The sequence below is a fragment of the Paenibacillus sp. FSL R7-0312 genome (assembly GCF_038004445.1).
Taxonomy (GTDB): domain Bacteria; phylum Bacillota; class Bacilli; order Paenibacillales; family Paenibacillaceae; genus Paenibacillus_AQ.
Map to the genome: position 1 here is coordinate 856192 of NZ_JBBORE010000001.1, position 14129 is coordinate 870320.

At 55.0% G+C, this 14129-nt stretch carries 13 protein-coding genes and 1 riboswitch; of the genes, 7 read left to right on the forward strand and 6 right to left on the reverse strand.

From position 1 onward, the window contains the following. The first annotated feature begins 12 nt into the window (after positions 1-12). The 5 genes from MKX70_RS03620 (at position 13) to MKX70_RS03640 (ending at position 4909) form a co-directional block, all read left to right on the forward strand. Positions 13-1473: a hypothetical protein gene (locus MKX70_RS03620; protein ID WP_042232051.1), complete on the forward strand. Its 1461-nt coding sequence runs from the start codon at positions 13-15 to the stop codon at positions 1471-1473. Between the two features lie 70 nt (positions 1474-1543). Next, positions 1544-1654: riboswitch (TPP riboswitch) on the forward strand. 131 nt (positions 1655-1785) lie between these two features. After that, positions 1786-2868: an ABC transporter substrate-binding protein gene (locus tag MKX70_RS03625; protein ID WP_340781192.1), complete on the forward strand. Its 1083-nt coding sequence runs from the start codon at positions 1786-1788 to the stop codon at positions 2866-2868. Between the two features lie 53 nt (positions 2869-2921). Then, positions 2922-3215 (forward strand): thiamine-binding protein, encoded by a 294-nt coding sequence (locus MKX70_RS03630; RefSeq protein WP_039299512.1) that lies wholly within the window; start codon positions 2922-2924, stop codon positions 3213-3215. Continuing rightward, entirely contained in the window at positions 3212-3973 is a 762-nt protein-coding gene (locus MKX70_RS03635; RefSeq protein WP_042232045.1) for an ABC transporter permease, read from the forward strand. Before MKX70_RS03630 ends, MKX70_RS03635 begins: the two co-directional genes overlap by 4 nt. A 90-nt stretch (positions 3974-4063) precedes the next feature. Beyond that, positions 4064-4909, forward strand: coding sequence for an ABC transporter ATP-binding protein (locus tag MKX70_RS03640; RefSeq protein WP_042232042.1), 846 nt, complete (start codon positions 4064-4066; stop codon positions 4907-4909). Between the two features lie 331 nt (positions 4910-5240). Here MKX70_RS03640 and MKX70_RS03645 read toward each other — a convergent pair whose 3' ends face one another. From MKX70_RS03645 to MKX70_RS03660, 4 genes are read right to left on the reverse strand one after another with little or no spacing between them, the layout of a single operon-like run. Then, positions 5241-5843: a response regulator transcription factor gene (locus MKX70_RS03645; protein WP_042232040.1), complete on the reverse strand. Its 603-nt coding sequence runs from the start codon at positions 5841-5843 to the stop codon at positions 5241-5243. After that, a complete protein-coding gene (locus MKX70_RS03650; protein WP_042232038.1) occupies positions 5840-7024 on the reverse strand; it encodes a sensor histidine kinase in 1185 nt (394 codons plus the stop codon). The genes MKX70_RS03645 and MKX70_RS03650 overlap by 4 nt, the downstream gene beginning before the upstream one ends. A 6-nt stretch (positions 7025-7030) precedes the next feature. Then, the gene (locus MKX70_RS03655) at positions 7031-7768 is read right to left on the reverse strand and encodes an ABC transporter permease (RefSeq protein WP_340841619.1); all 738 of its coding nucleotides are present in this window, start codon (positions 7766-7768) and stop codon (positions 7031-7033) included. Continuing rightward, on the reverse strand, positions 7768-8679 hold the full coding sequence (locus MKX70_RS03660; protein WP_340781197.1) for an ABC transporter ATP-binding protein: 912 nt from the start codon (positions 8677-8679) through the stop codon (positions 7768-7770). Before MKX70_RS03660 ends, MKX70_RS03655 begins: the two co-directional genes overlap by 1 nt. A 222-nt stretch (positions 8680-8901) precedes the next feature. On the opposite strand from MKX70_RS03660, the gene MKX70_RS03665 reads away from it, so the two are divergent. Next, complete coding sequence (locus tag MKX70_RS03665; RefSeq protein WP_340781198.1) at positions 8902-10401, forward strand: glycoside hydrolase family 30 protein; 1500 nt, start codon at positions 8902-8904, stop codon at positions 10399-10401. 102 nt (positions 10402-10503) lie between these two features. Here MKX70_RS03665 and nfsA read toward each other — a convergent pair whose 3' ends face one another. Together nfsA and MKX70_RS03675 are read right to left on the reverse strand one after the other, a co-directional pair. Beyond that, the gene (gene nfsA, locus MKX70_RS03670; protein ID WP_042241382.1) at positions 10504-11247 is read right to left on the reverse strand and encodes an oxygen-insensitive NADPH nitroreductase; all 744 of its coding nucleotides are present in this window, start codon (positions 11245-11247) and stop codon (positions 10504-10506) included. An 88-nt stretch (positions 11248-11335) separates the two neighbouring features. Continuing rightward, on the reverse strand, positions 11336-12679 hold the full coding sequence (locus MKX70_RS03675) for an aminotransferase-like domain-containing protein (RefSeq protein ID WP_340781199.1): 1344 nt from the start codon (positions 12677-12679) through the stop codon (positions 11336-11338). Between the two features lie 207 nt (positions 12680-12886). Here MKX70_RS03675 and MKX70_RS03680 point away from each other — a divergent pair, with 207 nt between their 5' ends. Then, positions 12887-13831 (forward strand): DMT family transporter, encoded by a 945-nt coding sequence (locus tag MKX70_RS03680; protein WP_340839562.1) that lies wholly within the window; start codon positions 12887-12889, stop codon positions 13829-13831. Positions 13832-14129: the final 298 nt, after the last annotated feature.

Here is a 14129-nt window from a genome sequence, read left to right on the forward strand (position 1 = left end):
CGGAATCCGTATATGGCTGAGCTGCACTCCGACAGACCCGAACCGCTGCTGCATACTGCATTGCTGCAATTCATTTTCCCCTTCTCCCTCAAGGCCGGACAGGACCAAGAACTGGCCCAGCGTCTGCAGCAGGACGGGTTTACGCGTTTTTTTCTCGATAACAAGGATCTTGAGCATGCCTATTACGGGGAGGGCTACTGCGTCTCCCATGAGAGAATGGAGCGCAGCTACCTGCCGTTCGCCGCTCATGTCCTCTTTCCGCGTGAGAAGGATGCTGATTCCTTCCGCCGCTTTTCCCGGGTGAACAATCTGCAGTGCCAGCTTGAAATGCCGTTTCAATCCGTAAATTTCCGCGTGCTGTCCACGGATGTGTTCCTCTGTCCGTTTGATTTGGGCTTCCTGACCATAAGAACGGCTATTGAAGAAGAGCATCTCTCCTTCAGCACTGCGCTGGAATTCGCCGACCGCTTCCGTACACTGGAGGACGTATCCTACCAGGATAAGCAGTCCTTTATCCATTGTCATAAGAAGTCTTTCGGCCAGGTGGAGGATTTCGTATTCAAGAATCTGATTGCCGGGCTGGAGCCGTTTCTCGACCCTGCGGAGATCGATGGCGCGTATTTCGAGACCTTGCCTTTTTTCGTGGACGAACGGATGCTGGTGCAGGCTTTCTACGGCTTCAACCGCGAAGAAGAATCGGAGGAGATCAGTACCCTGCTGCGCTACCGTGCCTCCCAGCTGGATGGGCTGAGTATGGAGGGCAAGCCTTATACCAGTGCCAGCGATCCCGAATATATCGAGCAGTACACCTCTGAACATTGCTACAGCCGCTGGGGGCCGGACACCTATTATATGACCAATGAGCAGACCTTCTGCTGCCTGAGCCGGGCCGAATCTGACATCGCCACCCCGTTGATTAACCAGATGTACGGGGAGTATTATTATGGGCTTCTGCTGAGTGTTTTTCATAAAATCGTGCTGCTGAAGCTGGCCAATCTGCATTCCCGGCTGCGCATCAACCACGATTATGACGAGATCGAGAATCTGATCTTCCTGATTAATAAGTTCTCGGCCAAATTCTACTTTTTGGAGCTGATTTCGCAGTCGCAGGGACGGGAGATCTTCTTCCAGCTGCGCAAGGTTTACGGCAACGACGCCCTGTTCGATGAAGTGAAGATGACCTTGAATGACCTGTTCCAGTATCAGGATAAATTCCAGGCCAAACGCCGGGATACGCTGCTGATGGTCCTGACTGTATTTACGGTAATAAGCGGGATTTACGGGATGAATCAGGTCATTGAGGACTTGAAGGCACCGATCGATTGGAGCAAAATGCTGGAGTACTCTGCGTTTGAGTACCTGGCGCTGTTCCTCACCTTCTCCGGGATCGCAGTCAGTCTGGGCCTGACGCTGAGAGAGGTGTGGAACGGAATACGCAGCCGCCGTAAGAAGCGGTTCTATGATAGGGATTGAGGGGGAGGCTGGACAACCAGGAAGCTGGCGTCTATAATACACCGTAAGAACATAGCAATACCCGTGAACTTCATAGAACCAGGGGTGCTGGAATTGGCCGGCTGAGATTGTATCCCACAAGATACTGACCCTTATACCTGATCTGGATAATGCCAGCGTAGGAATCTTCATTCAACCCCGAGCCCCTTCATAGGCCTGAAGTTGAGCTCACCTTGCGCAAGTAACTGGCGTCCCGGTCTCCGGGGCGCTTTTTGGTATGGGTTACTCTGAATTTTGGAAGACTAGGGATTGCTGGAAGGAGAGAGAAGAGAAATGGGAGTCAAAAAAGTATTACCGCTGCTGCTCAGCTCTATGCTGGTTATTGCGATAGCCGGATGCGGGGGCGGAAACAGTAACGCAGGAAATGCCGGAGGCAGCACACCTGCCGCCGGGAGCAGCACCGCTACACCTGAAGCAACCGCAGCCGCCAGTACCACCGACGCGCCTATAGAGCTTACCCCGGTTAAGATTGCGCTGGACTGGACGCCGAACACGAATCACACCGGCCTGTATGCCGCCAAGGAGCTGGGGTATTACGCTGAGGAAGGTCTGGATGTAGAGATTGTGCAGCCTGGCGCTGCCGGGTCTGACACGATGGTTACTTCCGGTGAAGCCCAGTTTGGCATCAGTGCACAGGAGGCGCTCACCCTGGCCCGCCTGCAGGATGTGCCGCTCGTATCTATCGCCGCTATCATTCAGCATAATACCTCCGGCTTTGCCGCTCCGAAGGACCGCAATATTAAGACGCCGAAAGACTTCGAAGGCAAAACCTACGGAGGCTGGGGCTCTCCTGCGGAAGAAGCGGCCATGAAAGCGATCATGGATCCGGAAGGCGGAGATGTCAAAAAAGTGAAGCTGGTAAACATTGGTGAAGCCGACTTCTTCACTGCGGTGAAACGCGATATCGACTTTGCCTGGATCTTCTACGCCTGGACCGGGATCGAAGCCGAACTGCGCGGCGAGCCGCTGGATATGCTGTACCTGAAGGATTATGCGCCGCAGCTGGATTACTACACACCGGTGCTGACCACCAGTGAGAAGGAAATTGCCGAGCATCCGGAAGTGGTGAAGGCTTTCCTCAAAGCTACGTCGAAAGGATATCAATACGCGATCGATCATCCGGAAGAGGCGGCCACAGTCCTGTCCGATGCAGTGCCTGATCTTGATCCCGAGCTGGTGCTGGCCAGCCAGAAATGGCTCAGCCCGAAATACAAGGACGATGCCGCCCGCTGGGGGGAGCAGAAGCTTGAAATCTGGCAGAATTACGCAGAGTGGATGTACGGCCTGAAGCTGCTGGACAAACCGCTGGATGCCGCAAGTACATTTACGAATGAATTTTTGCCGGAAGGCCAGTAAACACCGGGTGGAATAATACTGACCCTAACTTACATGAGAGGAATGAATAATAAATGGCTAATACACTGCTTAGCATTCAGGTAATTCCCAAGACTCCAAACAATGAGGATTCGATCCCTTACGTGGACACTGCGATTGAGGTAATTCAGAAGTCGGGGGTCAAGCACCAGGTGAATCCGCTTGATACTACCATGGAAGGCGAGCTCACGGAGCTGCTGGAAGTTGTACGTCAGATGCATGAGGCACTGATTGCCTCCGGCAGCCCGAGCGTGATCTCCCAGATCAAGATCGCCCATAATCCCAGCGGTATTAGCATGGACAAGCTGACGGAGAAATACCGGCCGTGAGAAGCACCTGGAGACAAATCTGGCCGCCCCTTGTGGCGGTCATCTTTTTTCTGGGCGCATGGCAAATTGCGGTATCGGTGTTCCATATCCCGGCCTGGCAGCTGCCGAGCCCGTCCGATATCGCGCGTGAATCACGCGGCAACGCCTCCGGGATCTGGGCGCATACGGCCGCAACGCTGCGCCTGACCCTGATCGGCTTCCCGGTCGGCACCGGCATCGGCCTCATTGTCGCCCTGCTGCTCCATCTGCTGCCCTGGCTCAAAAGAGCACTCTATCCGCTGCTGATCCTCAGCCAGAATGTGCCCTCCATTGCCCTTGGACCGCTGCTGATTATCTGGTTCGGCTTCGGCCTGCTGCCCAAAATCGTCCTGATCACCCTCGTCTGCTTCTTCCCAGTTGCTGTAGCGGCCATGGGCGGGCTGGCGCAAAGCGACCGGGTAATGTTGAACTATATGAAAATGGCCGGCGCAAGCAACTGGCAGATCTTCACCAAGCTGGAGCTTCCCGGCTCCCTGCCCTCCCTGTTCTCAGGGCTCAAAATCTCCGCGACCTATGCCGTCATGGGCGCAGTGGTTGCCGAGTGGATCGGCGCGGACAAAGGGATCGGCTATTATATGCTGCTGCAAAAGGCCTCTTACCGCACGGACCGGATGTTCGTGGCCATTGTCATTATTGTGCTGCTGAGTCTGGTGCTGTTCGCGCTGATTGCCCTGCTGGAGCGGTGGCTCGTGCGCTGGAAGCCGCGCAAGGAAGCTTAACGCGCATAGGGTAACAACACACCGCTATACTGAGAACGTTAGAGATAAAGCTTAAGTACAAAGATTTCTATACAGAAGGAGCTGACCGAAGTGTCTCCACTCACGAATACCGTACAGCTCAAGAAGGACGTCCCCGGCAGCAGCCTTGACGAGGCCAAAAGCGCACCGCCTGCGCTTGAAGTCAGCAGCGTCTCCAAGTCGTTCACGCACCGCCGCCGGGAGACGCATGTGCTGGATCAGGTGTCGCTGACGGTAGCGCCGCAGGAATTCGTCTCCATTGTCGGCCCTTCCGGCTGCGGCAAAAGCACCCTGTTCCATATTATCGGCGGCCTGACGCTGCCGGATGCCGGAACCGTCAGCATGGACGGCGTCCCGGTTACCGGGCAGCGCGGCAAGATCAGCTATATGCCGCAGCAGCCCGCGCTGTTCCCGTGGCGGAGCATAGAGGACAACGTCCTGCTCGGCGCCGAGCTGCAGGGCGCGCCTCAGCCGCAGGCCCGCGAAGCCGCGCGCCACTGGCTGGCCAAGGTCGGCCTGGGCGGATTCGAGCGCGCTTATCCGCATATGCTGTCCGGCGGCATGCAGCAGCGGGCCGCCTTCCTGCGGGCCATGCTCGCTCCGCAGGAGCTGATGCTGCTGGACGAGCCGTTCAGCGCACTCGATGCGCTGACGCGCGAGCAGATGCAGCGCTGGCTGCTGGAGCTGTGGGAAGAGAACCGCCGCTCCGTGCTGTTCATCACCCACAACATCGAAGAAGCGCTGCTGCTCTCCAGCCGCATCTATGTCTTCTCCGGACGTCCCGGCTCCGTCCTGCACACCGTCGATGTACCGTTCCCGCGTCCGCGCCGCGATGAAATCACCGATGCACCAGAGTTCCTGCAGCTTAAGCGCCAGCTCTCGGTGTGGATGCGCGAGGAGCAGGCCAAGAGCCTTTGACGGAGTCGCCGCTATTCGGCCCATATATGCTGAACCTAGCTATTCACATTTCACGATGAACCTGCCGTTTGCGGTGGGGGGCGCATTTTCCGGAATTCCGGAGAAATCCTGCACTAAATACAACATTCCCCTCCTTATCCCGGCCCCTGATTCAAGATTGTTGTACAAAAGGCAGCATTTCTCCTTCTCCAAGCGGCATAGCGGGAGAATTGCTGTATTCCGTACAACAATTCTCTCAAACACCCTATTAACGGTGAACAGAGTTGCACTTCGTACAACATAATGCCTATTCCATGTGAGCTTAAGAAGCTCAATTCATCAAGTACCCGCCCTACATCCAGCCCTTCTCCTCAGCCAGCCGCACCGCCTCAATCCGGCTCTTCACTTCCAGCTTGCCGAGAATCTCCGAGATGTAATTGCGGACGGTGCCGTAGGATAGATGCAGCGCCGAGGCGATCTCCCCGGCACTCCGGCCCGCGCCGGCCAGCTTCAGAATCTCCCGCTCCCGGTCCGACAGCGGGTTCTCTTCCCGCAGGCTGCCGAAGACCAGCTCGGGGGACACCTCCCGGTGCCCGCCCATCACCCGGCGGATCGCCTCCGCCAGCTTGTCCACCGGCTCATCCTTCAGCAGGTAGCCCTGAATCCCGGCCTTCACGCCCCGCTCGAAATAACCGGGGCGGGCGAAGGTCGTCAGGATGATGATTTTGGTGGCACAGCCCCGCGATTTCAGGATCTCCGCAACCTCCAGACCGCTCATCAGCGGCATCTCAATATCCATCAGACATACATCCGGCTGAAGGCGTTCAATCAGGGCCAGTGCCTCTGCCCCGTCTCCGGCTTCCCCGGCAACCTCGATATCATCCTCCAAATCGAGCAGTGAAGCCATCGCTCCGCGCAGTAGCCGCTGATCCTCGGCAATTACGATGCTGATCATGCCGTTTCCCCGTCCTTTCTATCCTTAACTATTCTTGGCGTCACCACAGTTAACAATGTTCCTGTCCCAGTTCCTGTTCCTATGCCACTGCCCGTTCCCGGGCCCAAGGTCAGAGAACCGTCAATCAGGGCCAACCGCTCGGCCATCCCTTTCATTCCGTTGCCGTCCCGGCGGTGCGCTGCTCCCTCAGCTCGCCCGTCCTGCAGCCCGACTCCAACTCCGTTATCCTCCACCGTAATCCGTACCTCTCCAGCCGTCATCTCAATGCCAATCCGGCACAGGTCTGCACCGCTATGCTTCACAATATTGGTGACGGCTTCCTTGATGCAGAGGCTGAGAATATTCTGCGTCAGGTCTGATACGCCCGGGAGCGCTGCATCTCCGTCCACTTCAAGCCCAATCTCCGCGCTGCGCAGCATCTCCCCGGCCTCCGCCAGTTCTTCGGCCACAGAGACTGCGCGCATCTCCGAGACCAGCTCCCGCACCTGCCGCAGCGCAGCACGTGAAGTGCGCTGGATCTCCCGCGCTTCCGCCTGCGCCCGTTCGGGATTCTTGACGGCCAGCTTCTCGACCAGCTGGCTTTTCAGCGTAATCAGCGACAACGTATGCCCCATCGTGTCGTGCAGATCACGGGCGATACGCATCCGCTCCTCGCGTTTGACCATCTCCCTGATGACCTCATTCGCCTGGTCCAGCTCCTTCTCCAGCATCCGCCGGCGGTTCATGGAGCGGATGCCAAAAGGAGTAATCAGCATCATCATGACAAAGGGAAACAGGAATAGCCATTCTGTACCGTACATTTTGCTAAAAGACAGCAGTGCCAGACCGACAACCATCATCGTGAACACAGCAAAGGCCCGTTTGAACCTGCGCAGATCGGTATACCAGCCGACAAAATTGCTTGTGAAGAAGCCCATATAGAAATTGAAAGGGCTGTACACTATACATAACACTGCGATCAGCAGCATTTGCAGTCCCAGCCAGGCCGAGTAGGTCTTGCCCTCTGTCCAGTAGAGTTGACGGTAGGTGACCGTGAAAATCACCACCAGCGCATATCCCCCCAGTAATTTGTATCCGCTATAGCCCTGAAGATTTAAGATCGGGAATACCAGATAGATCAGCCAGATAAAAGGGTAGTAACCAAACCTGCGCGGAAATAACCGGAACTGCTTAAGAGCCATTGTACATTACACCGCTTCCTGTTTTTTTCGGATATAGACCGATAATAGCATAAAAACTGCCAGGTATCCGAGCAATAGCAGCGCGGAATTCCACTGCGGAACCCCTCCGCCCACAATCTCCCAGGCACCGTCTCCGTAATTATAGGAAGGCAGCCAGCGGCCGATCCGCTGCATTGCATCCGGCATAATATCCAGAGGCATCCACATCCCTCCGGCCACCGCCAGCGCCATATAGAGCACATTGCTCACCCCGCTCGCCGTATCCACCCGCTTCATTGAGCCAATAATTGTCCCCAGCGCCAGAAAAGGCAGCGAGCCTGCGAGCAGCCACAGGCCGCTAAGCAGCCATTGTCCTGCAGTCAGCGACACCCCGTTGATCAGATATCCCGCAGCGAAAATACACAGCACCGAGAACAGATGCATCACCATCTGACCAAACATTTTACCCAGAAAATAAACAGTACCCGGCAGCGGGGTAATGCGGATGAACGTATTCCAGCCCTGGGTCCGCTCCTGCACCAGCCGGATGCCGAGGGTCATGATCGCCGAGCCCATCACGCTGAAGGCGGCCATCGACATCAGGTAATGCGCCTGCCACTCCTGCGTATCGTCTGTCCCTGTATTGACCACTCTTGTGAAGATGAAATAGAACATAATCGGCATTAGCAGCGACCAGAACACGTAATAGGGATTGCGGATAATCCGCAGCAGCTCCGCTTTGCACTGGGCCATCATTTGTTTCATCAGCATACCGCCGCCTCCTGGCTCATAGTCAACTGCTCGAACGCTTCATCCAGCTTCCCTTGATCAATCACAACATCCTTCACCGCCAGTCCGCCTGTAAAAATAGCCCGCAGCGCCTCATCCGTATTCTCCGTCGTTACATGCAGCCGTCCGTTCTTCTCGTAGCAGGCTTCAACCTCAGGCAGCTCCAGCAGCTGTCCGCGCAGCACCGCCGGATCGCTGAGCGGCAGGAAGGATACTGACTTACTCACGATCCTGGCCTTAATCTCCTCCGGGCTGCCATCTGCCACAAGGGCGCCGCGGCTGAACAGCAGAATCCGGTCTGCGGTGTCCTCCGCCTCCTGCAGATAGTGGGTGGTGAACAGAATCGTCTTGCCTTGCTCAGCCAGTCCCCGGACCTTCTCCCAGAAATGGCGCCGCGCGGTAGTATCGAGCCCTACCGTCGGTTCGTCAAAAAACAGCAGATCAGGGTTACCCGCCAGCGCCAGCGCGAAGCTGAGACTGCGCTTCTGCCCGCCGGAGAGCTTCTCGGCGTAGCGGTTCAGATCGGCCGGGGCAAGCCCCGTGGCCTGAAGCAGCACCTGCATCTCCATCGGCCGCGGATAATAGCTGCGGATCAGGGACAGAATCTCCCGGACCTTCAGCCGGTCCATCACACTCACCTCCTGCAGCATCGCTCCCGTCCGCTCCCGGACCCTGGCGTCTTTGGGCGGAAGACCGAATACCTTCACACTTCCTTCCGCGGGCTCAAGCAGCCCTAGAAGTATAGATAGTGTAGTTGTTTTGCCTGCTCCGTTGGGCCCGAGCACTGCTGTAATAGAACCTCTGTTAATGGTGAAGCTGACGCTGTCTACCGCTTTTTTATCCTGGAAGCTTCTGCTGACATTCTTCATTTCGATCACATGATCCATTCTGTATCCCTCCGTATCCATATGCCCTCTGGCTATATTTCTATAGTACAGTAGGCCGAAAATGAACATCAGTATGGACTGTCATTCGTTCAAGGTGACAACTGTCACCTGGATAAATAACTTTTTGAGGAAATTATTGATTTTTATGGACGATTGGATTAAGATAATCCTGCCATAAAAGTAAGCGATTACAATTCTGCATAATTGAGAGGAGTTTAAGGTATGTTCAAAAGAATTGGACTGGCAGCGCTGATCGCCACGCTGCTAGCGGGCAGCGGAGGCATTGCGCCGCAACCGGTTTCGGCTGCAGGGGAAACGGCAGAGGTATGGATATCGACCTCAGATCCGAATACGGAGCCGGCTGTCGGATTAAGCACTGGTGCCCGCTTGACCCGCATCGGGGATAAGAGCTTCAGTTCAGGCACCGGAAGCAGCGATTATACAATTACCGTTAACGAAGGCGCCACCTATCAGCAAATGGACGGATTCGGCGTTTCCCTGACCGACTCCTCCGCCTGGCTGCTCAATTACAAACTGAATGCTGCTAAGCGTGCGGAGGTGATGGAGAAGCTGTTTGGTAACACAGGGATTGGCTTAAGCGTGCTGCGGCAGCCGATGGGCAGCTCCGACTTCACCTGGTCGGCTTACACGTATGATGACACGGCTGGGGACACCTCACTCGGCCAGTTCACGATTAGCCGTGATCTGCCTTATATCGTTCCAATGGTCAAAGCGGCAATTGCCAAGAATCCCGGCATCAAGGTATTTGCTTCACCGTGGAGCGCCCCGGCCTGGATGAAGTATTCCGGCACCCTGAACGGCGGCAAGCTCAAAGCTGAGTACTATCAGACCTACGCCGATTATTTCAAAAAATACATTCAGGCCTACCAGGCCCAGGGGATTCCCATTTATGCTGTCACCGTACAGAACGAGCCTATGTATGAAACCGGGGCTTACCCCTCGATGGGCATGAACGAACAGGATGAGACCGGCTTCATCGGAGACTATCTGGGCCCAACCTTGCAGAATGCCGGGATCAATACCAAGATCATTGCTTTTGACCATAATTATCTGAACTGGGGCTTCCCCAATACGGTCGTTCAGAACTTGAAAAACTCCGGCAAAGCAAGCTATATCGCCGGCAGCGCCTTCCATCACTACGACAGCGGCGACGGTTCGCAGATGACCTCCATGCATACTGCCCATCCCGATAAAGACATCTGGTTCACAGAAGGCGGGTTCGGCACCTGGAATGATCCGCAGAACGGCACAAGCCAGGGCTTCGACAACATGATTACTGAATTCATCAATATTACACGTAACTGGTCCAAATCGGTTATTCTCTGGAACGCCGCACTTGATCAGAAGGACGGTCCTGCTCTGCTGTCCGCCTACAACACCAACCGGGGCATGGTCACCATTCAGAACTCCGACAATTCAAACAGCAATCCGGAGAACAATGTCACTTATACCAAGCAATATTATCTGCTGGGCCACTTCAGCAAATTTGTCGTTCCGGGTGCTTACCGCATCCAGACCAATACCAGCAATGACCTGAAGAATGTGGCGTTCAAGAATCCTGACGGCTCCAAGGTAGTTGTCGCTTATAATCCGCAGACCTCGGCCAAGAACGTCAAGATACAATGGGGCAGCCAGTCGTTTATCATAAATGTGCCCGCCAAGTCAGTGATGACATATAAGTGGTACGGCAATCCGTCTTAGAGCGGGCTGAATCCTGTAAACAGCAAGAAGCCTTCGCCCTTTCTTTAAGGGGAAAGGCTTCTTGCTGTTATGCATATAGCTTCAGTTACACACTTTAACGTGTTATCTCTGCATGAACCCTTTGCCCAGCAGGAATTCCTTCATATGCATTCTTGACGGCTGGGCCTGGCGCTTCGCCATGATCTCCGACCACGAGGCCTCACTCTGGCCGCCGGTCCGCTCGCGCATATAATCGCGTGAGATCCCGTCATACACCCCGGCCTGCTGCAATGCGGCTTCGGCATCATAACTATTATGATGCAGCACAGCCTGCAGCGGTAGACGCGGCCGCACTCCATTCACAGCAGCGGGATAACCTAGGCACATGCCGAATACCGGATAGACCAGCTCCGGCAAGCCCAGCAGCTCCGACAGCGCGGCAATATTATTACGGACGCCGCCGATATACACGATGCCCAGACCGAGCGATTCTGCGGCAACCGCAGCATTCTGCGCGGCGAGCGCAACATCAACGGTGGCAACGATCAGATTCTCGGTACTGTCCTCATAGGATGGCGCCCCCTGTAGATGGGGAGCCGCCGCCTCACGCAGCCGGTACAGGTCGGCGCACCAGACCAGGAAGACCGGGCACTGCTCGATATACGCCTGATTGCCGGATAAGGCGGACAGCTGCGCTTTAAGTGCAGGCTCCGTTACGGCAATTACGCTATAAGCCTGCACATTGCTGGAGGTCGAGGCCATCTGGCCCGCCCCGATAATGGCAGCGAGCAGCTCGTCACTGACCGGCTTGTCCTGAAACTGGCGGACGGAGGTATGACGGTTCAACAGCTCAAGAGTTTCATTCACAGATTTCATAGTAGGCCGCCTCTCTTCACAGTTATATAGGAATATTATGAACACAATTTAGCATCCAGACAACATGAGGGCCTTCGCGCTACCATCCGCTCCCCCGCTTCACCTCCTGGACTATGGCCTTGATTCCCTCATCAATCTGGTCCAGCCCGGCGCGGGAAATACTGATGCGTATGAACTTGTCCCGGTCCCGGTAATAAGGTAAATAGAATCCATTACCGGGAACGACGCTGATCTTCCGCTCTCCCAGCCGTTTGACCAGCCGTTCCAGATTCACGGTTACCGGCAATTTGAATTGCATATAGATGCCGGAGCTGTCCGCAGAGGCCTCAATCAGACCTTCCGTATTGTGCTCCCGGAGCGCCTCATACACCGCCTGGATTCTTTTGGCGTACATCGCTTTTATTTTGTGCCTGTGGTGCTCATACATGCCGTTCTTGATGTATACCTCAAGTGCTGCCTGGGATAACAGGGAGGTATCCGTGTATCCTTTATAGGCGCGGAACGTCTCCAGAAGCGGCTCCGGCAGCACAACCGCCCCCAGCCTGAGGCCGGGGAAGATGATTTTGGAGAAGCTTTTCAAATAAATCACATGTGAAGTCTGGTCATACGCGTATACAGGATCAAATTGCCGTCCGGCACCCAGATCTGCCATGTAATCATCCTCAACAATATACACATCGTATTTGCCGGCCAGTCTGGCAATCGCCTGCCGCTCCGCTGTGCTGTATGATGTTCCGAGCGGATTATGATACCTGGGCATGGTATAGAATAATTTATACCTGCCGCTTGCGAACCGCTCCTCCAGCTCCCGCAGGTTAATGCCGGCTGCAGAGCGGCCAATCCCGCTTACAGGCAGTCCCTCCGCCTCCAAATACCGCAGATAAATATCATATCCCGGCTGTTCAACGAGGATCTCCATCCTGCCGCCGGGGAACGGCATTCTGGCCAGAATCTCCAGTGCCTGCTGGATTCCCGAAGTAATGATAATCCGCTCTGCCTTGGCAAAAACCTGATACTCCGCCAGATGAGACACGAGCGTGCGGCGCAGCGAATCCAGTCCCTGCGCATCCCCGTAAGTAAACAGGTTATATTTGTACTGGTCAATCGCCTTGTTAAGGCAATGCTGGAAATCCAGATACGGAAATACGTTCAGATCGGGCGATGCCGAAGCGAAGTCGATTGTTCCGCTGCCCCCGGCAGGTCCGGGTTCTTCCGTCTTCTCCACCATATAATAGCCGCTCTGCGGAATCGAATATATGGCATGTGTTCTCTCCAGCTCCCCGTAGGCCCGCAGAATGGTGCTGACACTGCAGCCGTAGAAAGCTGCGGCACTGCGCACGGAAGGCAGCTTTTCCCCAGGACGGTACTGTCCTTCCTTCATCCGCTTCTCTATCTCCGATACAACCGAATGATACTTTTTCACGCTGCCCCGCCTCCCATCGCCTTCATTCCACAGCCTGCTGTTCATGATACCTCTATTATCCTTCACTCCTTATACAGGAAACAATGCACTGTACCGGTACAGTAGCGGAAAGCCGGTATTGTTCTGCTGCGGAATTCCCTTTAATTTTAAAGTAACACTTACGATGTTTACAGCATCCAGTCTTACTCACACAAAGGAGATGTACCTATGCAGCAGCAAGGACTCAAGCTGGCTTATAGCTTTGCCGTACTCAATGCGGTCATTATCGGATTCTCATTCCTGTTCACCAAGGTGGCTCTCGGCCATGCCGGACCGCTCGATACACTAACCTACCGTTTCGCCGCTTCGTTTGTTGTGATGTCGGTCCCGGTCGCCTTCGGCTGGGTCAAAATCTCCTACCGCGGCAAGCCGGTTGGCCGGGCACTGCTGCTGGCTGCGATGTATCCGCTGGGATTCTTCACCCTTCAGGTATTCGGACTTCAGCATGCCACCTCTGCCGAGGGTGGAATTCTCTATTCGTTCACTCCGGTCGTGACGATGATCATCGCCTCTATTTTCTTGAAGGAGAAGACCACTCTGCTGCAAAAACTATGTGTTTTCCTGTCCGTATTTGGCGTTGTGTTTATCTTCGTCATGAAGGGAAGCGGTATTCAGCTGTCCAATATGACCGGGATTGCGCTGTTGTTCCTGACTTGTCTCGCGTTTGCCGGATACAGCGTGCTGGCCCGGTCACTCTCCAGGCACTTCAGCCCCGCTGAACTCAGCTACCTCATGATGGGGATCGGCTTCGCAACCTTCCTGATCATTTCACTCACCGGACATGCAGCCAACGGAACCTTCAACGAATTCCTAAGTCCGCTGGGGAGCGGCACCTTTATCCTGTCTGCTGTATATCTGGGAGTCATAGCCTCGCTGGTGACTACCCTGACTTCAACTTATATCTTGTCCAAAATCGAAGCTTCACTCATGAGCGTGTTCACCAATCTCTCCACCATCGTCTCCATTGCAGCCGGAGCGTTCTTCCTGGGGGAAGAGATTACAGTGTACCACTGGATCGGATCGCTTCTGATCATAGCCGGGGTAATCGGCACCAACCGGCTGGGCCGGAGCAAGCCTGGCGTGCAGGTTGCCGGCCGGAGCGAGTCTGTGTAAGCATGTGGTGTGCTGTTCCACATTGCTCTATTCTGACTACTTCTGGGGAGGCACATTGCTCGATTGTGTTCGATTTTTCGCATACATTGGGCCCGGTTACCTTCGAAGAGGCATATTGTATTCGCTTTTCCGCATACATTGGGTCCAATTACCCTTAAGCTTACTTTCGGCGGAATCAAGGGCACTAATGCCCCTCATTTCCTCCTTTGGCATATTTGCGGCGGAATCAAGGGCACTAATGCCCCTCATTTCCTACTTTGGCACATTTTAGGTAGAATCAAGGGCACTAACTCCACAG